Origin of the sequence: Nocardioides exalbidus, from assembly GCF_900105585.1 — a bacterium.
Classification (GTDB): Bacteria; Actinomycetota; Actinomycetes; order Propionibacteriales; family Nocardioidaceae; genus Nocardioides; species Nocardioides exalbidus.
In genome coordinates this window covers 405,870-431,298 of record NZ_FNRT01000002.1, presented here as the reverse complement: position 1 = coordinate 431,298, position 25,429 = coordinate 405,870, and the positions used below count along the sequence as shown (strand labels likewise).

Below are 25,429 nucleotides of genomic sequence, written 5' to 3'. Positions count from 1 at the left end.
GATGCCATGGCGCGCGGTGATCTCCGGGTGTTGCGCAACATCGTCGCCGTGCTCGTGCTGGTGACCCTGGTCGCGGGTGCGGTCGTGTGGTGGTCGTCCTCGCCGGGCGTGACCTCCCGGCGTGAGCTCGACCAGGCCAGGGCGCGGTGGGCCGAGCGGGAGCCCACGAAGTACTCGTTCGTGATCTCCAGCTGCAGCGGGATGTGCATCGCGTGCCCGTGGCGCATCACGGTCCTGGACGGAGAGCCAGTCGCCGTCGAACGCGCAGGCGGTGACCGCGGGTGCGGCGCGCCACCCACCGTCGAGCAGGCGAGCACGATCGACACCCTGCTGGACACGGCCGACCAGGAGCGGGCCCGGCTCTTCGGCCACACCTGGGTCGCGTACGACGCCCACTGGGGGATCCCGGTCCGCTTCGAGGACACCTGCACCGATGCCGACTGCGGCAGCGGGACCTCGATCTACGACTTCAGGGTCCTGGCTGAGTGAGGTCCGTCAGTCGACGTCGCCGTCGACGTAGACCCAGCGGCCGGCACGCCGCTCGAAGCGGCTGACCTCGTGCATCGAGCCGCCCTCCCACGACGCCACGAACTCGACGGTGTCGTCCTCGGCCGCGACGATCCGCAGCCCGGTCCACCGGGTGCCCGGGTCGGGACGGAGGTCGTCCGGCCGGGTCCGCGGGTGCCAGGTCCGGAAGAGGTGGCCGGCGTCGCCGCGGACGTGGGCGGTGTAGCGCGAGCGCATGAGCTGCTCGGGCGTCGCCGCCTGCACGGCGTTGGCCAGCAGCGGCCCGCAGCAGGCGTCGTACGGCCTCCCGGACCCGCACGGGCAGCTCGGTGTCAGCACGTCGCCGAGGGTAGCCGGAGGCCGCGGTCTAGCCTCCGGGCATGACGACCAACGGGGGAACACCGGCGCTCGACGCCCTGGCCGAGCTGGCGCGACAGCAGGCGGAGAAGGACGGACTCGAGGCCCGGCTCGACGTCGCCCGGACGCGGCTGTCGGCCGCGGACGACCGGGCGGGCACGGCCACGATGCGGCTCGACTCGGAGCTCGACGACGTGGCGCGGCTGGAGCAGGTCTCGATGACCCGCATCCTCGCCACGCTGCGGGGCCGGCGCGACCAGGACCTCGATCGCGAACGGGCCGAGGCGGAGGCCGCGCGCTGGACCGCCGCCGAGGCGGAGGAACGGCGACGAGCGGCCGAGGTCGAGGTGGACGGCATCGCGGCGCGGCTGGCGTCGTTCGGTGACCTGACCGCCCGCCGGGTGGAGCTGCTCGCGCAGCGCGAGGCGGAGGTCGCCGCCGACCCGTCGAGCCGTGCGACGGCGGCGCGGCTGGAGGAGGTGGCGACCGCGCTGGGCGAGCGGGCCGCCGAGGCCGTGCAGGTCGACGAGGCGGTCGAGGCCGCCCGGGTCGCCGCGGAGTGCCTCGACCGGGCCGCGCGCCACCTGGGCAGCGCGGGCAGCTGGTCGACGTACGACACGTTCTTCGGCGGCGGCTTCTTCAGCGACATGGCCAAGTACGACAACCTCGACCGGGCGGCCGTCCTGATGCGCCAGGCCGACGGCGCCCTGGGCCACCTGGCCACCGAGCTCGCCGACGTCGGCATGTCGTCGGTCGGCGGCATCGAGGTCAACCAGCTCACCAGCTTCTTCGACGTCTGGTTCGACAACATCTTCAGCGACTGGGCCGTGCGGGACCGGATCCGGGAGGCGAGCGGCCGGGTCGAGCGGGCCCGGGCCGGCGTCACGCAGACGCTCGAGACGCTAGGTGGACGACGTACGACCTGTCTCGAGGCCTCCCGCCGGCTGGCCGAGGAGCGCGAGGAGCTGCTCGGGGCATAAGCAGTGGCGGGTCTTGTGTTGCAGTGTAATCATGTAAGCAACGCAAGAAGGAGAATGCTCATGATGACCCGAGACAACGACGACGACAGCCGCGGCGAGGGCCGCGGACGACGCGGCGAGCGGGGAGAGCGCGGCGAGCGCCGCGGCCCCCGGAGTGAAGGACGCGGTGAAGGCCGCGGTGAAGGACGCGGTGGGGGACGGGGCGAGCGCGGCGAGGGCCGCGGTCGCCGTGGTGGGTGGCAGGTCGCCGACCTGCCGCCGGCCGACGACGCCGCCGACTGGTTCCGCGGGCGGTTGCCCGAGGGCTGGTTCAGCGAGATCGAGGTGACCGCCGACCGTGAGGAGATCACGGTACTCGGCACCCTGGCCGACGACACCGCCGACGGCGCCGAGGCGGAGGGCCGCATCGGCCGGTTCCGCTCCGAGACCAAGGCCGAGCGCATCGAGATCGCGCTCGAGGCGCAGTCTCGCTACCAGCGCAAGGTGTCGTGGGGGGTGCGGCTCGGCGAGACCGAGGCACTCTTCACCCACGTCGCCGCGCCGGTGATGACCCGGCTCCGCCAGCCCGAGCGACAGGTGCTCGACACCCTCGTCGACGCCGGCGTCGCCCGGTCCCGGTCCGACGCCCTCGCGTGGTCGGTCCGCCTCGTCGGCGAGCACGCCGAGGAGTGGCTGGGCCAGCTGCGTGGCGCGATGGCCGAGGTCGACAAGCTGCGCGGCGAGGGCCCGACCCTCTGACCGACCAGCGGACCCGACGACGACCGCCCCGCTCCTCGCGAGCGGGGCGGTCCGTCGTATTGCGGTGTTCGGTCCGTCGGCTCGCGCACTACGGTGCGGGCATGACGATCGAGCGCCCGTCCCCGTCCTACAGCGACACCGAGGTCGGGATGCTGCGCTCCTACCTCGACCACTTCCGTGCCACGATCCGGCTGCAGGCGAGCGGGCTCACCGCCGCCCAGCTCGACCAGACGCTCCCGCCGAGCGACCTGACCCTGGGCGGGATGCTCAAGCACCTCGCCTACGTGGAGGACTACTGGTTCTCCTACAACCTCGGCGCCCACGAGCCGTCCCCGCCGTGGGACACCGCGCCCTGGGACGACGACGCCGACTGGGACTGGCACAGCGCTGCCGGAGCCGACTTCGACGAGCTCGACGCGCTGCTGGTGGCCGCGATCGCCCACTCCGACGCGTGCCTCGACGCGGCCCTGGCAGCCGACCCCGACCTCGGGCGCCCGGTCGCCCGCCCGCGCGACCCGGCCAAGGGCGGGACCGCCACCGTCCGCTGGGTGCTGGTGCACATGGTCGAGGAGTACGCCCGCCACGCCGGCCACGCCGACCTGATCCGCCAGTCCATCGACGGCGCGACCGACGTCTAGGCCGGGTACGTCTCGGGCGTACGACAGTGGAGCCAGCGGCCCGACCTAACGGCCGTGCGCTCCACTGTCGCTCCCGGGGCGCGGACTTCGAGCGCACTCCACGTTGACGGGCAGGTCTAGCGTGGAAGACGTGACCCAGCAGCAGAACGACCAGCGCAGCCAGCACCCCGACGCCAGCACCGTCGGCCAGCTCCGTGAGAGCGGCCACCAGCTCAGGACGCTCCGCCAGGAGCTCCGCGACAACCTCCTGACCCGCCTGGCCGCCGGCGACGACCCGTGGCCGGGCCTCCACGGCTTCTCCGAGACCGTCATCCCGCAGGTCGAGCGCGCCCTCCTCGCGGGCCACGACATCGTGCTGCTCGGCGAGCGCGGCCAGGGCAAGACCCGGCTGCTGCGCTCGCTGGTGGGCCTGCTCGACGAGTGGACGCCGGTGATCTCGGGCTCCGAGCTCGGCGAGCACCCCTACGAACCCATCACCGTCACGTCACAGCAGGCGGCCGCCACCTACGGCGACGACCTCCGCATCTCGTGGAAGCACCGCGACGAGAGGTACGCCGAGAAGCTGGCGACGCCGGACACGTCGGTCGCCGACCTGATCGGCGACGTCGACCCGATGAAGGTGGCCGAGGGCCGCCACCTCGGCGACCCCGAGACCATCCACTTCGGGCTGATCCCGCGCAGCCACCGCGGCATCGTCGCGATCAACGAGCTGCCCGACCTCGCCGAGCGCATCCAGGTCGCGATGCTCAACGTGATGGAGGAGCGCGACATCCAGATCCGCGGCTACATCCTCCGGCTCCCGCTCGACGTCCTCGTCGTGGCCAGCGCCAACCCGGAGGACTACACCAACCGCGGCCGGATCATCACCCCGCTCAAGGACCGCTTCGGGGCCGAGATCCGCACCCACTACCCGCGCGAGGTGGAGGAGGAGATCGCCGTCATCGAGCAGGAGGCCGACCTCGTCGCCGAGGTGCCGGCGTACCTCCTCGAGGTGCTCGCCCGCTTCACCCGCCACCTGCGCGACTCGCAGTCCGTCGACCAGCGCTCGGGCGTCAGCGCCCGCTTCGCCATCGCCGGCGCGGAGACCATCGCGGCCGCCGCGCTGCACCGCGCGACCACGCAGGGCGAGGAGCAGGCCGTGGCCCGCGTCGTCGACCTCGAGACCGCGGTCGACGTGCTCGGCGGGAAGATCGAGTTCGAGACCGGCGAGGAGGGCCGTGAGACCGAGATCCTCACCCACCTCCTGCGCACCGCGGTCGCGGAGGCGGTGCGGGCGCACCTGGCCGGCATCGACCTGCGGCTGCTCGTCGAGGCGATCGAGGAGGGCGCGATGGTGAGCACCGGCGCCCGTGTCGGCGCCCGCGACTTCCTCGCCGGACTGCCGGTGCTGGGCGAGTCCGACCTCTACGACGAGGTGTGCGACCGGCTCGGCGCGACCAACGACGGCGAGCGCGCCGCCGCCCTCGAGCTCGCGCTGGAGGGCCTCTACCTCGCCCGCAAGATCGGCAAGGACACCGACGCAGGGGAGACCGTCTATGGGTGACTCCGTCGTCACCCTGCGACCCGCCACCGGGCACGACATCCCGGGCTTCGTCGCGCTCGGTCGCGCCGTGGTGCCGCCGACCTACGGCCCGATCGACGCGGCGTACGCCCAGCGGATGATCGACGAGTGGTGGACGCCCGAGGTGTTCACCCGGTCGATGCAGACCAACACCCACCTCGTCGCCGAGGCCGACGGCGAGGTTGTCGCGCTGGCCAACCTGGGCCGGCTCTCGCGGTCCTACCGGGCCTTCCCGCACGTCACGGACGACCGCGAGGTGATGTGGAAGCTCTACGTCCACCCCGACCACCAGGGTCGCGGGATCGGCGGCCGGCTGCTCGCCGAGATCGAGTCGCTCGTCGAGGGTGACGAGCTGTGGCTCGAGGTCGTCGACGGCAACGACGCGGCCTTCGCCTTCTACCGCGCCCACGGCTTCGAGGAGGTCGAGCGCGTCGCCGACGACGAGTGGCCCGACGACGTGTGGATGAAGAAGGTGCTGGCCCGATGAGCCGCTTCCGGAAGTACGACGGTGGCGACCCGCTCGCCCCGCCGGTGGACCTCGCGGAGGCGCTCGACGCGATCGGCCAGGACGTGATGGCGGGTTACTCGCCGGAGCGCGCGATGCGGGAGTTCCTGCGCCGTGGCGGGTCCGACCAGGCCGGGCTCGACGAGCTCGCCCGGCGCGTCGCGGAGAAGCGTCGCGAGATTCTCCAGCGCAACAACCTCGACGGCACCATGCAGGAGGTCAAGGAGCTCCTCGACCAGGCCGTCCTGGCCGAGCGCGGGCAGCTCGCCCGCGACATCACGATGGACGACGCCGACCGCGACTTCCGCGAGATGGTGCTCGACAACCTGCCGACCTCGACGCCGGCCGCGGTGAGCGAGCTGGCGTCCTACGACTGGAGGTCCTCCGAGGCCCGCGAGGCCTACGAGCAGATCAAGGACCTGCTCGGCCGCGAGCTGCTCGACCAGCGCTTCGCCGGGATGAAGCAGGCGCTCGAGGGGGCGACCGAGGAGGACCGGCAGGCCGTCTCGGAGATGCTCTCCGACCTCAACGACCTGCTCGAGAAGCACGCGTCCGGAGGGGTCAGCGACGAGGAGTTCGCCGACTTCATGGACAAGCACGGCGACTTCTTCCCCGACTCACCGCAGGACATGGACGAGCTGCTCGACCAGCTCGCCCAGCGTGCCGCGGCGGCCCAGCGGATGATGAACTCGATGACGCCAGAGCAGCGCCAGGAGCTGATGGAGCTCTCGCAGCAGGCGTTCGGCTCGCCGCAGCTGATGGAGCAGCTCGCCCGGATGGACGCGAACCTCCAGGCGCTGCGGCCCGGTGAGGACTGGTCGGGCTCGGAGAGCTTCGAGGGCGAACAGGGGATGGGGCTCGGTGACGGCACCGGTGCCCTGCAGGACCTCGCCCAGCTCGACGCGCTCGCCGACCAGCTCGCCCAGTCGCACCACGGCGCCCGGATGGACGACGTCGACCTCGACGCGCTGGCCGACCAGCTCGGTGCGGATGCCGCGGTGTCGGCGAAGACGCTGCAGGAGCTCGAGCGCGCGCTGCGCGACAGCGGCTACCTCAAGCGCGGCTCGGACGGCGAGCTCCGGCTCTCGCCCAAGGCGATGCGCCAGCTCGGCAAGGCACTGCTGAGCGACGTCGCCGACCGGATGAGCGGTCGCAGCGGCGCCCGCGAGACGCGGACGACGGGCCTCGCCGGTGAACCCTCCGGCGCCACCCGGCGCTGGGAGTTCGGCACCACCGAGCCCTGGGACGTGCCCCGCACGATCACCAACGCGGTGCTGCGGCAGGGCGGCGCCACCCCCGTGCGGATCCAGGTCGACGACATCGAGGTCACCGAGACCGAGGCCCGCACCCAGGCGGCCGTCGCACTGCTGGTGGACACGTCGTTCTCGATGGCGATGGACGGGCGCTGGGTGCCGATGAAGCGGACCGCGCTCGCCCTGCACCAGCTCATCCGCTCGCGCTTCCGCGGCGACGACCTCCAGCTGATCGCCTTCGGCCGGCACGCGCAGGTGATGGAGATCGAGGAGCTCACCGCGCTCGACGCGAAGTGGGACAAGGGGACCAACCTCCACCACGGGCTGCTGCTCGCGAACCGCTTCTTCCGCAAGCACCCCAACGCCCAGCCGGTGCTGCTGATCGTCACCGACGGCGAGCCGACGGCCCACCTCGAGCAGGACGGCGAGGTCTGGTTCTCCTACCCGCCGCACCCGCTGACGATCGCGCAGTCGGTGAAGGAGCTCGACGCCTCCGCGCGCCTCGGCGCGCAGGTGACCTTCTTCCGGCTCGGGGAGGACCCGGGGCTGGCGCGCTTCATCGACTCGATGGCCCGTCGGGTCGACGGCCGGATGGTCAGCCCCGAGCTCGACGACCTCGGTGCCGCGGTCGTCGGGTCCTACCTCGGCTCGCGCGGCCCGGCGTCGTCGTACCGCGAGCAGTTCGGTGACTGGTACGGCGGTGGGCGCGGCTTCTGGGTCTAGGAGCCGGCGGCCTCGAGCATCCGCACGAGCTCGGCGCCCATGTGCTGGATCACGGCGTCGAGGGCCTTCTTCGGGCGGACCATCACGGTGAAGTCGACGATCCGGCCGTCGGCGTCCCACGTGATCATGTCGACGCCGGACACGTCGAGGCCGCCGACCTCCGACCGGAACTGGAGCACCGCCGAGTCGTCGCCGAGCCACTCGCGCTCGTAGGTCAGGTGCGGGCCGAGGACGGTGAAGGCGGCGGTGAGGTAGCCGACGACCGTGTCGCGGCCCTCCTGCGACGTGTGGACCGCGGGGCTGCGGAAGACCGCGTCCTCGGCGACCAGCGCAGGGAGGCCGGCGGGGTCGCGGCTCGCGACGACGGCGTGCCAACGGGCGAGGGCGTCTGCAGCATCCTGGGAGGCGGGCATGGTCGCCATCGTGCCACCCACGGCTTCGCCGTCTGACAGGCTGGCGCGGTGGACCTGCGCGACCTGCCCCCCGTCGTGTGGGCGCTCGCGGTGGCACGGTTCGTGTCGTCGGCGTCGTCGTTCACGATGCTCTTCCTCACGCTCTACCTCACCGGCCCGCGCGACCTCTCGACCACGACCGCCGGCCTGCTCGCCGGATCGGTCGGCGTCGGCATGCTGGCCGGCTACTTCACCGGTGGCCGCTGGGGCGACCGGTTCGGCCACCGCCGCGTGCTGCTGACCGCGAGCTCCGCCGGCGGCCTGATGCTCGTGGCCGTCCCGTTCGTGCCCCTGTGGGTGCTATGGGTGCTCCTGCCCGTCCAGAACTACCTCGCCGCGACCGGCGGGGTGTCCTCGGGGGCGCTGTCCGCGCTCGCGGTGCCCCGCGGCCGGCGTCGTACGTCCGTCGCGGTCGGCCGCGCGGCCTCCAACGCCGGGTTCGTGCTCGGGCCACCGCTCGGGGCGCTGCTGGTGACGTGGAGCTACGACGCGATGTTCGTCGTCGACGGCCTCGCCGTGATCGTCGTGAGACTGGCGCTGAGCCGGGTGCTGCCGAAGGACGCGCCCGACGTCGCCGACCACGACGCGCCGCGCGGCGGCTTCCTCCGGGCGGTGCGGGCGGACAGGGCCCTGATGGTCCTGATGGTCGGCGTGGTGCTGGTCGACCTCGTCTACCGCCAGCTCTACTCGACGCTCCCGCTCCACCTGCGCGACTCCGGGCAGCCGGTGTGGCTCTACGCGACGGTGATCGCGGTCGGCTCCGGGCTGATCCTGCTCCTGGAGATCCCGGTCACGCAGTGGCTGCAGGGGCGCGCAGCACACGGCGTCATCGCGCTCGGCTACGCGCTCGTCGGTGTCGGGACGGCGATGTTCGCGCTGCCGGTCACGGTCGTGTCGGTGCTGCTCGCGATGGTCGTGCTGACTGCGGGGGAGATCCTCTACAAGACCACCGCCACGGCCCACGTGCTCGACCAGGCGCCCGACCACCTCGTCGGCCAGTACCAGGGCCTCTACACCGGCGCCGCCACCTCCGGCACCCTCCTCGCCGCCCCTGTGGGGACGGCGATCTACGCCGCCGCGCCCGGCCTGCTCTGGCCGGTCATGGCCGTGGTCGCCCTCGCCGCGTCGGCGTTCGTGCTGCTGTCGCGACGAGCCGCGTCGCGGTAGGGCAGCGTCAGTCGGCGAAGCCGGGCAGCGACTCCTCGAGGATCTCCCGGAAGGGCGCGGTGGCGTCGAGCTGGCTGAGCAGGCCGATGGCGCCGATCCACGTGCGGTGGATCAGCAGGTAGGACGTCGGCAGGTTGAGCTTCATGGCGAGGGTGAAGGCCTCCGAGCGGGGGTCGTTGACGCGCTCGAACTGCTCGCGCATCCACTCGCGGGTGAAGGTGAAGCGCTCCTGGGCGGCGGGCTCGACGAAGGGGGCGAGGTAGGTCATGACCTGCTGGGGGTCGACCTCGATGCGGTCCTTGATGAACCCCTCGGCGCGCAGTCCGGCGACGAGCGACTGGTCGTCGTTGTCCAGCGCGATGCGCATCAGGCGGCCGGTGGCGGGCGGCATCCCGCCGCCCTCGAGCCGGGCCACGGCGCCGAAGTCGAGGACGCCGAGCCGGCCCAGGCCGCCGTCGGGTGCCGGCAGGACGCGGAAGTTGCCGGGGTGCGGGTCGGCGTGGAGCATCCCGGTGCGCCGGGGTCCCTCGAAGAGGAACCGCACGAAGATCTCGCCGTAGTGGTCGCGCTCCTCCCGGGTGCCCTCGCGGATGAGGTGGGCCAGCGAGTAGGGCGAGTCCATCCACTCCGTCACGAGCACCTGCTCGCCGACGGCGACGACGTCGGGCACGCAGATCTGCGGGTGGTCGGCGAAGGCCTCGGCGTAGGCCGCCTGCGCCTCCGCCTCGAGGCTGTAGTCGAGCTCGTCGGCGGCCCGGGCCTGCAGCTCGGCGACCAGCGGCTTGATGTCGAGGCCGGGGAAGACGGGGGCCACCCCGCGGGCGAGGCGCGAGATCTGGCGCAGGTCGGACATGAGGGCCTCGCCGGCACCGGGGTACTGCACCTTGACCGCGACGTCGCGCTCGCCGGCGCCGGAGCCGTCGTCCCAGCGGCCCCGGTGGACCTGGCCGATCGATGCGGCGGCCGTCGGCGCACCGTCGAGCCAGACGAGGCGGTCCTTCCAGTCGGCACCGAGGTGGGTCGCCAGCTGCTCGCGGACGGTCGAGGTGGGCATCGGGGGAGCGGAGTCCTGGAGGGCGGTGAGGTGCTCGCGGTAGGGCGCGGCGAGGTCCTCGGGCAGCGCCGACTCGAGCACGCTGAGCGCCTGGCCGAACTTCATCGCACCGCCCTTGAGCTCGCCCAGCGTGCGGAAGAGCTGCTCGGCCGTGCGCTGCTGGAGCTCGTTCGCCACGGACTCCGCGGACCTGCCGCCCAGGCGCTTGCCGAGCCCGAGGGCCTGACGACCGGCGTAGCCCAGGGGCAGCGCCGCGAGCCGCGCGGTGCGCGCGGCGGCCTTGCGGGGCAGCTCGGTCATGCACCCATCATCCACCGCGGGGCAATCCGGTCGTCGGCGGCCGCCGAACAGCCCGTGCAGATGCCTCCCAGGACGGGCGTGACCCCGCGCGCCGTACGTCGTTGAGTGGGCGACGACTCGACACCTCGGGAACCTCGGGAGACCACCGTGAACCTCAAGCCCCTGCTCGCCTGCGCGGCGAGCGTGCTCGCCGCCTCGGCGACCTTCGCCGTCGCCGGCACCGCCCAGGCCGCGCCCGACGCGAGTGCCCCGGCCAACCTCAGCTCCTTCCTGACCCAGCAGCTGACGGGCCTCACCGGCAGGACGACGGTGATGGTCCACGGCAGCTCGATCGCCGCCGCCCGCCAGGCCGTGGCCGCGACCGGGATGCGGAAGACCGGCGAGTTCACGGGCATCGGCGTCGTCATCGCCAATGCCACCAGGAGCCAGATCCAGTCCGTGCGCACCGCACCCGGGGTGACCTACGTCGAGGGTGGCGCGCAGCCGATCACGTTCGCGCAGGAGACCTCGAACACCGCGACCCGCGGCGCCGAGGCGGCCTCCACGCTGACGGGCGCCGACGGCTCCGCACTGACCGGCAAGGGCGTGAGCGTCGCCGTGATCGACTCCGGCGTCGACCCGACCCACCCCTACCTCAAGGAGGCCGACGGCTCGAGCGCGGTCGTGGCCAACCTCAAGGCGCTGTGCGAGCCGCTGACCGAGACCTGCTCGGTCCAGAAGCTGCCGAACGTCGTCGACACCGACACCCTGTCGGTCGGCGGCCACGGCACGCACGTCAACGGCATCGTCGCCGGTCGCCCGACCACGCTGAGCGACGGCGCCAGGCTCCAGGGCGCCGCTCCGGGCGCCAAGCTCGTCTCCATCTCGACCGGCGCCGCGATCGTGATCCTCGGCGCCGACTCGGCCCTCAACTGGGTCCTCGAGAACCACGCGGCACCGTGCGGGGCCGGCGTACCCGCCTCCACGTGCCCGCCGATCAAGGTCACCAACAACTCCTACGGCCCGACCGGCGGGGGTGCCTTCGACCCCGAGTCGGCCACCGTCAAGCTGCAGCGGGCGCTCGCGGCCGAGGGCGTCGTGACCGTGTGGGCCGCCGGCAACGACGGCGGTGACGGCTCCGCGAGCCTCACCAACCCGCCCGGCCAGGACCCGACCGGTGGCATCCTCTCGGTCGCGTCCTACTACGACCAGGACACCGGCACCCGGGACGGCGTGGTCTCCGAGTTCAGCTCGCGCGGCCTGTCCACCGACGCCTCGACCTGGCCGGACATCTCCGCGCCGGGCGAGAACATCACCTCGTCGTGCCGGCTCTACCTCGTCATCTGCGCCACCGGGCTCGACCCGCAGAACGGCCCCGGCGTCCTCGACATCGGCACCTTCAACACGATCAGCGGCACGTCGATGGCCGCCCCGCACGTCGCGGGCATCGTCGCCCAGCTGTTCCAGGCCCGACCGAGCGCGACCCCCGCCGAGATCGAGCAGGCGCTGAAGGTCTCGGCCCACAAGTTCACGGACGGGGCTGCCTACCAGCCCGGTCCCCTCGGCACCACGTCCTACGACAAGGGCTACGGCCTGGTCGACGTCGTGGCTGCGGTCGCCGCCCTGGGGTAGCCACAGGGTGCGGATCGACTTCCCTCTCCAGGGGGAACCACCGTGCAACAGGGGCGCGGTGGAAGGACGGGCAGGAGTCACAGGGGCTCCTGCCCGTCCTGCCATCTCGGCACGGGTCCCGGTCGGATCTCTGCGAGGGTGGGCGGCATGGAGATCGAGTTCGCCGGGGAGGTCGTCGAGTGGCGCGGCCCCGCGCCGTACTTCTTCGTCCGGCTTCCGCTGGACGCCGCCGACCTCGTCGAGGACGTCAAGGCCGAGGTCGTCTACTGGGGCGTCGTGCCCGTCGTCGCGCAGATCGGCGACACCGAGTTCGAGACCGCGATGTTCCCGCGCGAGGAGACCTGGTTCCTGCCCGTGAAGGTGGCCGTGCGGAGGGCCGAGGAGGTCGAGCTCGGCGACGTCGTCGAGGTGCGGATGCAGGTCGGCCGCGACTGACCGGCCCCTCGGGTCCTCTTTCGCCATTCCACGTACGCCGCGGGTGCGGACGTGAAATCGTCCGTCTGTCAGCGCACGGGTAGAGGACGGATCGGGTTTCGGGTGGAGACGCACGCACCGCTGGTTTCGACGGCGGCGACCCGGAGGACGGTGATCGCGGCCGGTGCCGCCACCGTCGTCACGGTCGCCGCACCTGACATCGCCGAGGCCGCCACGGCTCCGAAGCGCGCGCGTTTCGAGAAGCTCGTCGGCGAGACCTTCGAGGCGACCCTGGGCGGTCGCACGCTCAAGCTGCGCCTCGACGCCGTCGAGGACGGCGACTACCGGCCGCGCGGCTTGAAGGGCAAGAAGCTCGCCAAGTGGCGCCGGAAGTCCTACGTCCTGGTCTTCAGCACGCGCGCCACGGCCGAGCAGGGCACCTGGAGCCTCAAGACCCGGCGCTCGCACCGCTTCCGGCTCTTCCTGGTGCCGGGCATGCCGGCCGCCAAGGGCAAGCGCACTCAGGTCACTGCCACGTTCAACGGATGGAGGGGCTGATGGGTCAGCCGTACGTCGGCGAGCTGCGGATGTTCGCGGGCAACTTCCCCCCGATGGGCTGGATGTTCTGCGAGGGTCAGGTGCTCCCCATCTCCGAGAACCAGACGCTCTTCACCCTCATCGGCACCACCTACGGGGGTGACGGGCAGTCGACCTTCGCGCTGCCCGACCTGCGCGGCCGGCTGCCCATGCACGCGGGCACCTCGCAGGGTGGCACCACCCACACGCTGGCCGAGACCGGTGGCGTCGAGGAGGTGACGCTCACTGCCAACCAGGTCCCTGCCCACTCGCACGGCCTCCCCGTGTCGTCCACGGCTGCCAGCAGCCGGTCGGCGGTGGGTGGCGTGCCTGCGGCGACGGCCGCCGAGGCGCCGTGGGCGACCGCGGGACCGACCGAGGCGATGACGACCTCCACGGCTGCCGGCGGTTCCCAGCCGCACACCAACATGCAGCCCTACCTCTGCGTGAACTTCATCATCTCGCTCTTCGGCGTCTTCCCGCCGCAGAGCTGAACCGGACGGAAATCCCTCGTGGCCAGTGAGCCCTTCGTGGCTGAGATCAACCTCTTCCCGTTCAACTTCTGCCCCAAGGGTTGGGCGTGGTGCAACGGGCAGCTCTTGCCGATCTGGCAGAACACCGCCCTCTTCTCGTTGCTCGGCACCACGTACGGCGGCGACGGCAAGAGCACGTTCGCGCTGCCCAACCTCAACGGCAACGTCGCGATGCACCCCAACCAGGGGCCTGGTCTCTCGCTGCACGACCTCGGTGAGACCAGCGGCACCGAGAGTGTGACCCTGCTGCAGTCCGAGATCCCGGTGCACGCCCACCAGGTCAACGCATCGACCGTGGTCGGCACGTCCGCCAACCCCGTCACGGCCTACCCGGGCACCACCGAGCTCCCTGTCTTCCACTCGGCGACCTCTGCCAACGGGCCACTGCAGCCGGCCGGTGGCGACCAGCCGCACAACAACATGCAGCCTTACCTGACCCTCTACTACGCGATCGCGCTCCAGGGCGTGTTCCCTCCGCGTTGGTGAAAGGACCCTTCGATGCTCGAACCGTTCCTCGGTGAGATCCAGTGGGTCTCCTTCAACTTCCCACCCAAGGGCTGGGCCTTCTGCAACGGCCAGCTGCTCCCGATCAACCAGAACCAGGCGCTCTTCTCCCTGCTGGGCACGATGTACGGCGGCAACGGCCAGACCAACTTCGCGCTGCCCAACCTCCAGGGCCGCGTCATCGTCGGCGCGGGCAGCCACGTCCTCGGTCAGACGGGCGGCGAGGAGGCGCACGCGCTCACCCAGGCCGAGATGCCGCGCCACTCGCACGGCTACGCGGTGTCCGACCACCGCGGTACGACCGGTGACCCCGGTGCGCCGTCCGGCACGGCGTTCGCCAGTGGCGAGACCGTCTACACCGCACCGAGCGCCTCCAACGGCACCTTCCACCCGGCGACGGTCGGCAACGTCGGCGGCAGCCAGCCGCACACCAACCTGCAGCCCTACCTCACGCTCAACGCGATCATCGCCCTCGTGGGCATCTTCCCCTCGCAGAACTGACCGGCCACCGCCGACCTCCCTCGATGCTCACCTCAAGGACACCCGTGCCTCTCCGCCACCGCCTCGCCGGGGTCACCGCACTGACCCTGGCCGCCTCGCTGCCCGCCCTCGTCCAGGCGCCCGCCCACGCCGGCGCGCTCGGCGCGGGCGAGACCGTCATCTCCGGCGCGACGACAGCTGTCGGCGTGGGCGAGTCCGTCGCGGCCGGGCTGCACGACGGCCGCACCCTCGTGGTCTGGGAGGGCGCGCGCAACGTCGCCAGCGGCAACACGCAAGGAGTGAAGCGCGAGGTCTACGGCCGCATCCTCGACGCCTCGGGCGCGGCCACCGGCCCGATCACCCTCCTCGCCTCGATGGGCGCCACGGACGACGCGACGCAGGACGCGACCGACCCGGCCGTCGCCACGCTGCCCGACGGCAAGGTGGCGCTGGTCTTCGCCGGCGACGTGCTCGCCGACACCACCGGGGCTCCGACGCCGACCGACACCACGAGCTGGCAGGTGCTCGGCGGCATCCTCGACCCCGGTGCTCTCACCAAGATCACGCCGACCGCGCTGACAGCGGTCGCGCCCACCAACCCGGCGTACGACCAGCAGCACCCCGACGTCACCCTCGACCAGGGCCAGCTCCGCGTCGTCTGGGACGGCGACACGGCCACGACCGGCGACGGCACCTACGGCGTCTGGACCACGCGAGTCCCGTTCGACCTGTCCGGCACCCCGACCATCACGCAGGTCGGCACCGGCACCCGGCCGCGGGTCGCGTCGGTGAACCTCGGCGGCCAGCGCGCGGCGATCATCTGGGAGGGCGCAGGCCCGGAGCGTCGCATCCAGGTGGCGCGCGTGACCAACGGTGTCGTCACGACAGTGCCGTCGATCGGCGCCTCGGCCCCGGCCGGCGCGGCGATCGAGCAGCTCTCACCGGACATCCGCGGTGGCAGTGACTACCGGGTCGTGTGGTCGTCCAACAGCGCGGGCAGCGGCTACCAGGTCTTCACCGCGCTCTTCGGCGACAACTACGTCGCCGACGCCGGCACGGCCGTCACCTCCGGCGCCCACGACACGTGGCCGACCGTCGCAGGTGACCCGGCCCAGGGCCAGGACGTCATCAGCTTCGCGCGGCGTACGTCGACCGCCGGCACCGGCCACTACGAGGTGATGTCCGGCCGCGTGTCGGGCACCTCCCTGGTCGATCTCGCCCAGGTCAGCACGACCGACGCGGACATGTCCTACGACAACGCCGAGTCGATGCGCCCGGCCCTCGCCACCTACCTCACCGGTGCGGTCCAGCACGTCTGGTCGCGGGTGCGCTCCGACGCTGTCCCCGGAGTGGCGATCCGCCGCTCGGCCGCGCTCGTCGACCTCGCCACGACCATCTCGGTCTCGCCGGCCAGGCCGAGCCCCGCCCGCGCCGGCGTCAACGCCGCGGACACCGTCACCGTGACCGTCGGCTACGGCACGACGGCCGCCTCGGTGGGCAGGGTCGCGAGCCGGCTCACCCTGGCGTTCCCGGGCTTCACCCAGACCGGCAGCACCGTCACCGGGCCCGCGGTGTTCTCCGCGGGCGGCTGGGACGTCCCGGCGATGAACCCGGGCGCCGGCGGCACGATCACGCTGACCGGGTCCCTGGACGCGGCCGCCGAGGGCACGGTCCGCACCGCCACGGCCACGGTCGCTCCCGTCGGGCTCGTCGTCGACGACCCGGCGACCAACGACACCGCGACCGCCAGCACCACCGTCGACTACGCGCCGCAGGTCACCGGCATCACCCGGTCGGGGAGCACGCCGACCAACGCGTCCAGCGTGGCCTGGCAGGTCACCTTCGACCAGGTCGTCTCGGGCGTGCTGCTCGACGACTTCCAGCTCGCCACGACCGGCGGGCTCTCCGCCACGCTCGCCTCGGTCACCTGCGCCGGCGCCTCGTCGACCACCTGCACCGTGACCGCCACCCTCGGCTCCGGCGCGGGCGACGTGGCGCTCGTCGTGCCTGCCGGCGCAACGGCCACCGATGCCAGCAACAAGTCGCTGGCGACGGGCAACCTGCCCTTCACCGGCCCGGCCTACACGGTCGACCGCCAGCCCCCGTCGGTCACCACGACCGCCCTCGGGCCCGACCCGACCAACGCCTCGCAGATCGAGTTCCGCCTCGACTTCTCCGAGCCCGTCACGCAGCCGCAGGCCGCGCAGCTGACGATCACCGGCGGCACGTTCGCCAGCGTCGTCCGCACCAACGCCGGCACCGGGCCCACCGACTCGTGGACCGTCCGGGTCACGCCGAGCGCCGACGGCCAGGTCACGCTCCGTCCCGGCGCGGGGACCTCGTCCGACGCCGCCGGCAACCCCAGCACGGCCGGGACGACCACCGCCTCGCGCACGTCCGACCGCACGGCCCCCGTCATGACCCTCACCGGGCCCACCGGCCCGCAGCGGACGGCGTACGACGTCACGGTGAGCGCGAGCGAGACCGTCACCGGCCTCACCCTCGGCGACTTCACCGTCACCGGTGGCACCGCCGACCAGCTCACCGGTGCCGGTCCGTGGACGGTCCACGTCGTGCCTGCCACCGAGGGGCCGGTCGTCCTGCGGCTGCCCGCCGGATCCGTGACCGACGCCGCCGGCAACGGCAACGCGATCGCCACCAGCACCACGACCTACGACGCCACCCGCCCGGACGTGACGGTCGCGTCGGCCGCGGGCGAGCGGACCGGCGACAACCCGATCGTCTTCACGCTGACGTTCACCGAGCCGGTGACGGGCCTGACGGCCGGCGAGCTGACCGTCACCAACGGCACGGCGAGCCTGTCGGGCACGGGCGCGACCCGCACCGTCAGCGTGGTTCCGTCCGCCGACGGTCCGGTGTCGGTCGCCGTCCCCGCCGACGTCGCCGTCGACGGCGCCGGCAACACCAACACGGCGGGCTCCGCCGTGTCCCGGACGTACGACACCACCGGTCCGACGCCACAGATCACGACGAGCGCCTCGTCCCCGACCAACGCGGCGTCCTTCCCGGTCACGATCACCTGGCCGGAGGCGGTCACCGGCTTCACGGCCGCCGACGTGGTGGTCACCCGCGGCACGCCGTCGGGCTTCACCGCGGGCCCGGGCAACACCTGGACCCTCTCCGTCGCCCCCACCGGCGACGGGCAGGTCAGCGTCGCCGTCCCGGCCGGTGTCGCGCAGGACCTCGCCGACAACGCGTCCCTCGCCGGCACGACGCTGACCGTCGACAGCGACCGCACCGCACCGAGCGTCGTGCTGAGCAGCTCGGCGGGAGACCCGGTCAACGACGCCATCACCGTCGACGTGACCTTCTCCGAGCCGGTCTCGGGGCTCGGACTCGGCGCCTTCACGACCGACAACGCGGTGGCCAGCAACCTGACCGGCAGCGGCACGTCCTTCTCCGTCACCCTGACGCCCGAGGACGAGGGCACCTTCGGCGTCAGCCTGGCCGCCGGCGCGGCCGCCGACGCGGCCGGCAACGCGACCCTGGCCGGCACGCTGCTCGAGCGGACCTACGACACCACGGCGACGGCCGACCTCGCCTACACCGGCCCAGCGCTGGTCAACGCTCCGATCACGCTGACCCTCACCCTGAGCGACGACGCCACCATCAGTGCCGGCGACTTCGACACCACCAACGGCACCGTGACCTCCGTGGCCGGCGGCCCCCGCGTCTTCGACGTGGTCCTCGCCCCGACGACCGACGGCTCGGCCTCCGTCCGGCTGCCCGCCGGCACCTGGACCGACGACGCGGGCAACGCGAACACCGCGTCGGACACGGTCGCCGTCACCTACGACGCGACCTCGCCGACGGTGTCCTCGCTCCGGGCACCTGCGACGGCCACGACGGCGTACGACGTCGACGTGACGTTCTCCGAGCCGGTCCTCTCGCTCTCCACGGCCCTCGTCGCGGTGACCAACGGGTCCGCCTCGCAGGTCACCGGGTCGGGCACCGACTGGTCGTTCCGGGTCACCCCGTCCTCCGACGGTGACGTCACCGTGTCCGTGGGTGCCGGCGCCGCGACCGACGCCGCTGGCAACCCGAGCGTCGCCAGCGGTGCGGTGTCGACGACGTACGACACGACCGTCCCGGTCCTGACCGTCTCCTCGCCGACCGGTGCGGTCGTCACCACCTCGCCGGTCCCGGTCGTGATCGCCGCGTCCGAGACCGTGACCGGCCTGGACCCCGCCGACCTCGTGGCGACCAATGCGACGGTCACCAACCTGGTCGGCGGCGGCAACCGCTGGACCGCCGACCTGGTCCCGGCCAGCGAGGGCACGGTGGGCCTGCGCGTGGTCGCGGGCGCCACCGAGGACCAGGCCGGCATCCCGTCGGCCGCGAGCAACACCCTCACCCGTGAGTTCGACTCGACGCGCCCGACGCTCGCGCTGACCTCGCCGGTCTCCGGCGTCACGACGGCCTCGACGATCCCGGTCACGGCGACCTTCAGCAAGGCCGTGCTGGGCTTCGAGGAGTCCGACCTCCGCGTCGCCGGTGCGACGCTGTCGGGCTTCACGAAGGTCGACGCCCGCACGTGGACTTTCGTCCTGGCCGCGACCGCTGACGGCGACGTCTCCGTGACGGTCCCCGAGCTGGCGGCGGCCTCGGCAGGCGGCAACCTCGCCTTCGGGGCGTCGTACGCCGTCCGCGTAGACCGCACCGCGCCGGTGCTGCGGGTCAGCGGTCCGTCGTCGGTCACCGAGGCCGGACCAGTCACCTTCACGGTGACCGCCGGCGAGGCCGTCACCGGGCTGGACGGCGACGACCTGTCGGTCTCCGGGTCCGCGCGGTCGAGCGCCGTCACGCTCACCCCGGTCGCCGGCACCACCTGGCAGGCGACGGTCACCGGCATGACCGCAGCGGGCGACGTCACCCTCGCGATCCGCGGAGGCGCCGTCACCGACGCAGCCGGCAACACCTCCGCCGCCGCTTCCGGCACGGCGGCGTGGCGCCCTGCCGGCAGGCTCACGTCGCTCCGGCTGCTCCAGCGCCCCGGCAACCGCGAGGCGAACCGTGTCGCGCTCCCGCTAGAAGTCGTCGGCAGCGACGTCACCTTCACGGCGACGTCGTCGAACGAGAGGGTCCTCCCGGCCTCGGCGATCAGCGTCACCGGCTCGGGCACGGTCCGCCAGCTCACCCTGGCCGGACGGGCCGAGGCCACCGGGGCGAGCACCGTCGTCGTCACGGCGACGGCCGGGTCGGCGACCCGGACCGTCAGGCTGCGGTTCGTGGTCGACGGTGACGGCGACGAGCGACTCGTCGGCAGCCGGGGCATCGACGTGATGCTCGCCCGCCACGGTGACGACGTGCTGCTCGGCAAGGGCGGCGACGACCACCTCTACGGCGGGTTCGGCGACGACCGGCTCGTCGGCGGCGCGGGCGACGACGTGCTCGTCGGCGGCCCCGGCGCGGACGCGCTGGTCGGCGGGAAGGGTGCGGACCTGTTCGTCGCGTGGGGCAAGGACGACGTCGTCGACCCTTCGAAGAAGCAGGGCGACCGGGTGCTGCGCCCGTCGCGGGCCGAGCGTCGCCTGCTCGGTCCCTGAATCACGCGAGACGTGTGGCGGTGCGGCGGTCAGGACCGCCGGACCGCCACACGTCCTTGAGCCCGGACCGTCAGCTCGAGGCGACCCAGTCGGTGAAGCTGCGCGGGGCGCCGAGCCAGTCCACCTTCGTGTCCTTGCCGTTGGGCTTCGTGCCGGCCACGCGGACGGCCACCCGGACCTCGTCGGGGTCGCCGAGGGCGGCGCGGGAGATCCGGAACCGCACGGTCTCCTTCTCGTAGTCCACCTTCATCTTGTAGGACCCCTCGACCGGGTCGCCCCACGCCGACGTCGCGAACCCGTCGGTCGTGAGCAGGTTGTAGTCGGTGCCGACGAAGAACCCGCCGACGAAGACGTACTCCGGGCCGGCGTCGTCCGGGTCGGTGTCGAGGAAGACCGCGCCCGACGAGCCGCTGCGGAACGACTCGACCAGGTCGGTGTGGGTCGTGGTCACGACCACGTTCCTCGTGCCGTGCTCGACGGTGACCGAGCGGAGGTCGACCCCGTGCTTGAGGTCCTTGGCGTCGGAGGCCCCGGCGCCGTCGGCGCTCGCCGGGGCGAGCTGGGTCAGGGTGAGGGCTGCGACCGCCAGTCCGGCGGCGCCCAGGATGGTGGTGCGCTTGGTGGTGTTCATGACGGGTAGACGCACCAGGGCCGGGAGGGGTTGCCTCGGGTTCGCAGGTCCTACTTGACGACCCGGACCTCCTGGGGCCACCCGCAGCCCTCGGCGACCTTCGCGGCCCACTCCCTGGCCTCCTCGAGGGTCTCGACCTCGATGATCGTGATCCCGCCGAGCTGTTCCGTCGTCTCCGTGTAGGGGCCGTCGGTCACGACCATCTCGCCGCTCGTGCCGTCGGCGCTGAACGCCTGCGTCATGTCCTCGACGAGCCCGCCCGCGAACACCAGCACCCCGGCGGCCTCCATCTCGGCCACGACGGCCGTGGACGGCTCGACGCGAGACATGAACCACTCCATCGGGTGGTCCCCGACCCACTGCTGGTGGAAGTAGATGGCGTACTTCGTCATGGAGGCTCCTGACGTCACGGGCCGCCCGGTGCGGCCCTCCACCACTGTGACGCACGAGCCGCCCCGCGATCGACAGGCCGGGGGGACACAATGTCCGCGTGATGGAGCTGCGACCCTCCTGCGAGCAGTGCGACCGGGACCTGCCGCCGGAGTCCCCGGACGCGCGGATCTGCACCTACGAGTGCACCTTCTGCGTCGACTGCGTGCGCGACGTCCTGGCCGGCGTGTGCCCCAACTGCGGCGGCAACTTCGAGCGGCGTCCGGTCCGACCTCCGGCCCAGCTCGCCAAGCACCCCGCCTCGACGACCCGCGTCCTCCGCACCTGACGGTGGGCACGCCGGTTAGGCTCCCGCCCGAGGGGCCCTCCCGATCCGGTGAGGCCGCACGCCCCGGGCGACACGGCCGTCGGCCGAGGAGTGGGACGTGAGCAGCAACAAGCAGCGGAAGACCCGTCGGGAGGTCGAGCGCGAGGCGCTCCAGCGCGCGCAGGAGCAGCAGGCAGCAGTACGCCGTCGACGTACCGTCCTGCTCAGCGTCCTGTCCGCGGTGGTCGCCGCGGTGGTCGTGGTGGGGCTGGTCGCGATCCTGACCCGGGGTGGTGACGAGCAGGACCCGGCCGCGGACCAGGGATCGGGGGAACCCCAGGCGCAGGACACCTCGATGCTCGAGGAGGAGGCGGCCGGCGAGGCCCAGGCAGCCGCGGCCAACGAGGCGATGGCAGCGGGCGAGGTGGTCGCCGAGGACTTCACCGTCCAGCCCGGCACCGCCGTCGACAGCGGGCTGAAGCCGCCGCGTGACGACCGCCCGGTGGCCTGCGGCGCGAGGGCGCCGGCCAACGCGCGCGCCACCCGGCCGCGCTTCCCCGGTGGGCCCGCGCAGGTGGTCGAACCGGGCGTGGACTACGTCGCGCGGATCCAGACGTCGTGCGGTCCGATCGTCATCGACCTGCTCGAGGACGACGCCCCCGTGGCCGTGAACTCGTTCGTCTTCCTCGCCCGGCAGGGCTTCTACGACGGACTCGAGGTCTTCCGCGACTACGGGGCGATCGCGGCGGTGGAGGCCGGCAGCGGCGACAACACGGTCGGGTGGGACGCCGGTTACCGCCTGCCCGACGAGCTCGACCTCGCCGAGCGGAAGGGCTACCCGGTCGGCACGGTGACCACGGCCGGGCTCGGCCAGCCCTACACGGCGGGCAGCGGCTTCTTCATCGCCTACGGCAAGGAGTTCGAGGCCGGCTTCGCGACCAACCGCGTCCAGACGGCCTTCGCCCGGGTGCTCTCCGGCATGGACGTCATCGACACCATGACCGCGATGGACCGCCTCGGCATGGGCGGGGAGTCCTTCGCGAAGCGCCTGTTCATGGAGAAGGTGACGATCGAGGAGCGCTGACAGGCGCAGATTCGGACCTCTCGGGCTTCTCCAGTCGTAGATCAGCGACTACGCTCGGCTGACCATGCCGCAGATGAGGATTCGAGATGCAGCCGCCTACCTCGGGGTGAGCGACGACACCGTCCGCCGGTGGATCGACCGGGGACTCCTGACCGCCACCGACGACGAGTCCGGTCGCAAGGTGGTGGACGGCTTCGAGGTGGCCCAGGTCGCCCGCCAGCACGCCTCGCTCCCGGCGCACCCGGACGGGCCGGTGAGCTCGGCGCGCAACCGGTTCGTCGGCCTGGTGACCGACATCCAGGTCGACAAGGTGATGGCGCAGGTCGAGCTGCAGTGTGGACCCTTCCGCGTCGTGTCGCTGATGAGCAGCGAGGCCGTGCGCGACCTCGGGCTCGAGCTCGGATCCGTGGCAGTGGCGGTCATCAAGTCGACCACCGTGGTCGTCGAAGCCCCCCAAGGAGAATCATGAAGCGCTCCACCCCCCTCGCCCTCGCCACCTCGCTGCTGCTGGCGACGACGCTGGCTGCGTGCGGCTCGGACGACCCGGCGGGGGAGGCCGCGGACGGTGGCGGGACCACCTTGGTCGTCTATGCCGCGGCCTCCCTGACCTCGACCTTCGAGGACATCGCGGACGACTTCGAGTCGACCCACGACGGGGTCACGGTGGAGTTCAACTTCCAGGGCTCCTCCGACCTGGTCGCCCAGATCCAGGAGGGCGCGCCCGCCGACGTCTTCGCGTCCGCGGACCAGGCCAACATGGACAAGCTGACGGCCGACGACCTCCAGGGGTCCGAGCCCGTGGTGTTCGCCTCGAACACCCTCGAGATCGCCGTCCCCCCGGGCAACCCGGCGGGCATCGAATCGTTCCAGGACCTGTCGGAGAAGGGCCTCAACCTCGTCATCTGCGCCCCCGAGGTGCCGTGCGGGGCCGCCACCCAGACGGTGGCGGACTCGGCCGGGGTGCAGCTCTCGCCCGTGAGCGAGGAGCAGTCGGTGACCGACGTGCTCGCCAAGGTCACCACGGGTGAGGCCGACGCCGGGCTGGTCTACGTCACCGACGTCATCGTCGCGGGCGACGACGTGGAGGGCATCGAGTTCCCCGAGTCCTCGGCGGCCGTGAACTCCTACCCGATCGCGACGATCGCCGACAGCGAGAACGCCGACCTCGCCCAGGAGTTCGTCGACCTGGTCGTCGGCCAGACCGGGCAGTCGGTCCTCCGGGACGCCGGGTTCGCGCCGGCTCCCTGACGTGGCCGGCTCCCGCAACCGGGCCGCCGTACCGGCCTGGATCTTCGTGCCTGCGCTGGTGGGCACGTGCTTCGTGCTGCTCCCGCTGCTGGCCATCGTGCTGCGCACGCCCTGGAGCAGGTTCTTCGAGCTGATCACCTCGGAGGCGTCGCGGGAGGCGCTGCTGCTGAGCCTGCGGACGTCGGCCACCAGCACCCTGCTCTGCATCCTCCTCGGTGTCCCGATGGCGTTGGTGCTGGCCCGCACCGAGTTCCGCGGCCAGGGGGTCCTCCGCTCCCTCGTCCTGCTCCCGCTGGTGCTGCCGCCAGTCGTCGGTGGCATCGCACTGCTCTACACGTTCGGCCGTCGCGGGCTCCTGGGTGAGACGTTCGAGGTGCTGGGGGTCCAGGTCGCCTTCTCGACCACCGCGGTGGTGCTGGCCCAGACCTTCGTCGCGCTCCCGTTCCTCGTGGTGAGCCTCGAGGGGGCGCTGCGCACGGCCGGGCAGAGGTACGAGGTGGTGGCGTCCTCCCTCGGCGCACGTCCGACCACCGTGCTCCGGCGGATCACCCTGCCGCTCGTCCTGCCGGGCCTGGCGTCCGGATCCGTCCTGGCCTTCGCCCGGTCGCTGGGCGAGTTCGGCGCCACCATCACCTTCGCCGGGAGCCTGCAGGGCGTCACCCGGACGATGCCGCTGGAGATCTACCTGCGCCGGGAGACCGACGCCCAGGCCGCGGTCGCCCTCTCGCTCGTGCTCGTCGTCGTCGCGGTCCTCGTCATCGGGTTCGCCCGCCGGGGGAGTGACGCGCTGTGAGCCTGCAGCTCGACGCCGTCGTGACCGAGCGCTCCGTCGACATCGCCTTCGAGGTCGGCGACGGCGAGACGGTGGCCCTGCTGGGCCCGAACGGGGCGGGAAAGTCGACCGTTCTCGCGGTCGCCGCGGGGCTCCTGCGTCCCGACCGCGGGCGGGTCACGCTCGACGGCCGCCCGCTGACGGTGCGTGGGCACCGGCAGCGGGACGTCGACGTACCCCCGCACGACCGCCACGTCTCGCTCCTCGCCCAGGAGCCGCTGCTGTTCCCGCACCTCAGCGTCCTCGACAACGTCGCCTTCGGGCCCCGGAGCCGCGGCCGGTCCCGCGCCGCGAGCCGCGACGCGGCGATGCGATGGCTGGATGAGGTCGGCATCGCCGAGCTGGCCGACCGCAGACCGCGCCAGCTCTCCGGGGGACAGGCCCAGCGCGCCGCGGTCGCTCGCGCACTGGCGTCCGAGCCGCGACTCCTCCTCCTCGACGAGCCCATGGCCGCCCTGGACGTGGCGGTCACGCCGGCACTGCGCCAGACGCTGCGCCGCGTCCTGGCGGACCGCACGGTCGTGCTGGTCACCCACGACGCGCTGGACGCGCTGCTCCTGTCCGACCGGGTCGTGGTGATCGACGAGGGAGAGGTCGTCGAGAGCGGTCCCTCGGCCGAGGTCCTCGCCAGGCCGCGCAGTGCCTTCACGGCGCAGCTCGCCGGCCTCAACATGCTGGTCGGCACCTGGCGGAGCGATGGCGTCCACACCGCGGAGGGGCACAGGATCGAGGGGCGCGTCGTCGGCCCGGCACCACGAGAGGGTGAGCAGGCGGTGGCGGTCTTCCCGCCGCGCGCCGTGGGGGTCTACCTCGACCGCCCGGTCGGCAGCCCGCGCAACGCGCTCGAGGTGACGATCAGCCACCTCGAGCCGCACAGCGGGCAGATCAGGGCACGTGCCGACGACCTCGACGCCGACATCACCCCGCAGGCGGCGGCGGAGCTCGACCTGGCGCCGGGCTCCCGCGTCCACTTCACCGTCAAGGCCAACGAGGTCACTGTCTACGCGATGTGACGCG

General features: G+C 72.6%; 26 protein-coding genes. 21 read left to right on the top strand and 5 right to left on the bottom strand.

From position 1 onward, the window contains the following. Positions 1–27: 27 nt before the first annotated feature. Positions 28–489, top strand: coding sequence for a DUF6174 domain-containing protein (locus tag BLV76_RS02475; RefSeq protein ID WP_090967708.1), 462 nt, complete (start codon positions 28–30; stop codon positions 487–489). Between the two features lie 6 nt (positions 490–495). Here the strand turns inward: BLV76_RS02475 and BLV76_RS02470 are convergent, their stop codons facing one another. Next, a complete protein-coding gene (locus BLV76_RS02470; RefSeq protein WP_217630428.1) occupies positions 496–843 on the bottom strand; it encodes a YchJ family protein in 348 nt (115 codons plus the stop codon). A gap of 44 nt (positions 844–887) precedes the next feature. Between BLV76_RS02470 and BLV76_RS23260 the strand changes: the two genes are divergently transcribed. The 6 genes from BLV76_RS23260 (at position 888) to BLV76_RS02440 (ending at position 7,262) form a co-directional block, all read left to right on the top strand. Beyond that, positions 888–1,844: a hypothetical protein gene (locus BLV76_RS23260; RefSeq protein ID WP_090967706.1), complete on the top strand. Its 957-nt coding sequence runs from the start codon at positions 888–890 to the stop codon at positions 1,842–1,844. Positions 1,845–1,907: 63 nt separating this feature from the next. Then, the gene (locus BLV76_RS02460; RefSeq protein ID WP_281246146.1) at positions 1,908–2,582 is read left to right on the top strand and encodes a hypothetical protein; all 675 of its coding nucleotides are present in this window, start codon (positions 1,908–1,910) and stop codon (positions 2,580–2,582) included. Positions 2,583–2,683: 101 nt separating this feature from the next. Continuing rightward, a complete protein-coding gene (locus tag BLV76_RS02455; protein WP_090967705.1) occupies positions 2,684–3,220 on the top strand; it encodes a mycothiol transferase in 537 nt (178 codons plus the stop codon). Between the two features lie 130 nt (positions 3,221–3,350). Continuing rightward, positions 3,351–4,763: a magnesium chelatase ATPase subunit I gene (locus tag BLV76_RS02450; protein WP_090967704.1), complete on the top strand. Its 1,413-nt coding sequence runs from the start codon at positions 3,351–3,353 to the stop codon at positions 4,761–4,763. Further along, positions 4,756–5,268, top strand: coding sequence for a GNAT family N-acetyltransferase (locus tag BLV76_RS02445; RefSeq protein ID WP_090967703.1), 513 nt, complete (start codon positions 4,756–4,758; stop codon positions 5,266–5,268). Before BLV76_RS02450 ends, BLV76_RS02445 begins: the two co-directional genes overlap by 8 nt. Beyond that, complete coding sequence (locus tag BLV76_RS02440) at positions 5,265–7,262, top strand: vWA domain-containing protein (protein WP_090967702.1); 1,998 nt, start codon at positions 5,265–5,267, stop codon at positions 7,260–7,262. Before BLV76_RS02445 ends, BLV76_RS02440 begins: the two co-directional genes overlap by 4 nt. Here BLV76_RS02440 and BLV76_RS02435 read toward each other — a convergent pair. Then, positions 7,259–7,675 carry a nuclear transport factor 2 family protein gene (locus BLV76_RS02435; RefSeq protein WP_090972230.1) on the bottom strand — a complete coding sequence of 139 codons (417 nt, stop codon included), beginning with the start codon at positions 7,673–7,675 and terminating at the stop codon, positions 7,259–7,261. The genes BLV76_RS02440 and BLV76_RS02435 overlap by 4 nt on opposite strands. Before the next feature lie 48 nt (positions 7,676–7,723). Between BLV76_RS02435 and BLV76_RS02430 the strand changes: the two genes are divergently transcribed. Then, positions 7,724–8,881, top strand: a complete 1,158-nt coding sequence (locus BLV76_RS02430; protein ID WP_217630241.1) for an MFS transporter — start codon at positions 7,724–7,726, stop codon at positions 8,879–8,881. Between the two features lie 7 nt (positions 8,882–8,888). Here the strand turns inward: BLV76_RS02430 and BLV76_RS02425 are convergent, their stop codons facing one another. Beyond that, positions 8,889–10,235 carry an ABC1 kinase family protein gene (locus BLV76_RS02425; protein WP_090967701.1) on the bottom strand — a complete coding sequence of 449 codons (1,347 nt, stop codon included), beginning with the start codon at positions 10,233–10,235 and terminating at the stop codon, positions 8,889–8,891. Positions 10,236–10,382: 147 nt separating this feature from the next. Between BLV76_RS02425 and BLV76_RS02420 the strand changes: the two genes are divergently transcribed. The 7 genes from BLV76_RS02420 to BLV76_RS02390 all read left to right on the top strand — a co-directional run bounded on the left by BLV76_RS02420 (position 10,383) and on the right by BLV76_RS02390 (position 19,920). Continuing rightward, on the top strand, positions 10,383–11,846 hold the full coding sequence (locus tag BLV76_RS02420) for a S8 family serine peptidase (RefSeq protein ID WP_245734510.1): 1,464 nt from the start codon (positions 10,383–10,385) through the stop codon (positions 11,844–11,846). Between the two features lie 147 nt (positions 11,847–11,993). After that, the gene (locus BLV76_RS02415) at positions 11,994–12,281 is read left to right on the top strand and encodes a DUF1905 domain-containing protein (protein WP_090967700.1); all 288 of its coding nucleotides are present in this window, start codon (positions 11,994–11,996) and stop codon (positions 12,279–12,281) included. 102 nt (positions 12,282–12,383) lie between these two features. Beyond that, positions 12,384–12,818 (top strand): DUF6916 family protein, encoded by a 435-nt coding sequence (locus BLV76_RS02410; RefSeq protein WP_139306444.1) that lies wholly within the window; start codon positions 12,384–12,386, stop codon positions 12,816–12,818. Beyond that, the gene (locus BLV76_RS02405) at positions 12,818–13,330 is read left to right on the top strand and encodes a phage tail protein (protein ID WP_090972224.1); all 513 of its coding nucleotides are present in this window, start codon (positions 12,818–12,820) and stop codon (positions 13,328–13,330) included. Before BLV76_RS02410 ends, BLV76_RS02405 begins: the two co-directional genes overlap by 1 nt. Positions 13,331–13,366: 36 nt before the next feature. After that, positions 13,367–13,855, top strand: a complete 489-nt coding sequence (locus BLV76_RS02400; RefSeq protein WP_217630240.1) for a phage tail protein — start codon at positions 13,367–13,369, stop codon at positions 13,853–13,855. A gap of 12 nt (positions 13,856–13,867) precedes the next feature. Next, entirely contained in the window at positions 13,868–14,374 is a 507-nt protein-coding gene (locus tag BLV76_RS02395; protein WP_090967697.1) for a phage tail protein, read from the top strand. Between the two features lie 44 nt (positions 14,375–14,418). Continuing rightward, complete coding sequence (locus BLV76_RS02390) at positions 14,419–19,920, top strand: Ig-like domain-containing protein (RefSeq protein ID WP_090967696.1); 5,502 nt, start codon at positions 14,419–14,421, stop codon at positions 19,918–19,920. Positions 19,921–19,990: 70 nt separating this feature from the next. Here BLV76_RS02390 and BLV76_RS02385 read toward each other — a convergent pair whose 3' ends face one another. Further along, on the bottom strand, positions 19,991–20,551 hold the full coding sequence (locus BLV76_RS02385; protein ID WP_090967695.1) for a hypothetical protein: 561 nt from the start codon (positions 20,549–20,551) through the stop codon (positions 19,991–19,993). Between the two features lie 50 nt (positions 20,552–20,601). Continuing rightward, on the bottom strand, positions 20,602–20,943 hold the full coding sequence (locus BLV76_RS02380; protein ID WP_090967694.1) for a YciI family protein: 342 nt from the start codon (positions 20,941–20,943) through the stop codon (positions 20,602–20,604). Positions 20,944–21,044: 101 nt separating this feature from the next. Here BLV76_RS02380 and BLV76_RS02375 point away from each other — a divergent pair, with 101 nt between their 5' ends. The 6 genes from BLV76_RS02375 (at position 21,045) to BLV76_RS02350 (ending at position 25,425) form a co-directional block, all read left to right on the top strand. Next, complete coding sequence (locus BLV76_RS02375; protein ID WP_217630239.1) at positions 21,045–21,269, top strand: DUF1272 domain-containing protein; 225 nt, start codon at positions 21,045–21,047, stop codon at positions 21,267–21,269. 97 nt (positions 21,270–21,366) lie between these two features. After that, the gene (locus tag BLV76_RS02370; RefSeq protein WP_090967692.1) at positions 21,367–22,332 is read left to right on the top strand and encodes a peptidylprolyl isomerase; all 966 of its coding nucleotides are present in this window, start codon (positions 21,367–21,369) and stop codon (positions 22,330–22,332) included. A 73-nt stretch (positions 22,333–22,405) separates the two neighbouring features. Then, positions 22,406–22,801 carry a TOBE domain-containing protein gene (locus tag BLV76_RS02365; RefSeq protein ID WP_425433726.1) on the top strand — a complete coding sequence of 132 codons (396 nt, stop codon included), beginning with the start codon at positions 22,406–22,408 and terminating at the stop codon, positions 22,799–22,801. Beyond that, positions 22,798–23,580 carry a molybdate ABC transporter substrate-binding protein gene (gene modA / locus BLV76_RS02360; RefSeq protein ID WP_090967690.1) on the top strand — a complete coding sequence of 261 codons (783 nt, stop codon included), beginning with the start codon at positions 22,798–22,800 and terminating at the stop codon, positions 23,578–23,580. The genes BLV76_RS02365 and modA overlap by 4 nt, the downstream gene beginning before the upstream one ends. A gap of 1 nt (position 23,581) precedes the next feature. After that, on the top strand, positions 23,582–24,373 hold the full coding sequence (locus BLV76_RS02355) for an ABC transporter permease (protein WP_090967689.1): 792 nt from the start codon (positions 23,582–23,584) through the stop codon (positions 24,371–24,373). After that, a complete protein-coding gene (locus tag BLV76_RS02350; protein WP_090967688.1) occupies positions 24,370–25,425 on the top strand; it encodes a sulfate/molybdate ABC transporter ATP-binding protein in 1,056 nt (351 codons plus the stop codon). The genes BLV76_RS02355 and BLV76_RS02350 overlap by 4 nt, the downstream gene beginning before the upstream one ends. Positions 25,426–25,429 lie beyond the last annotated feature (4 nt).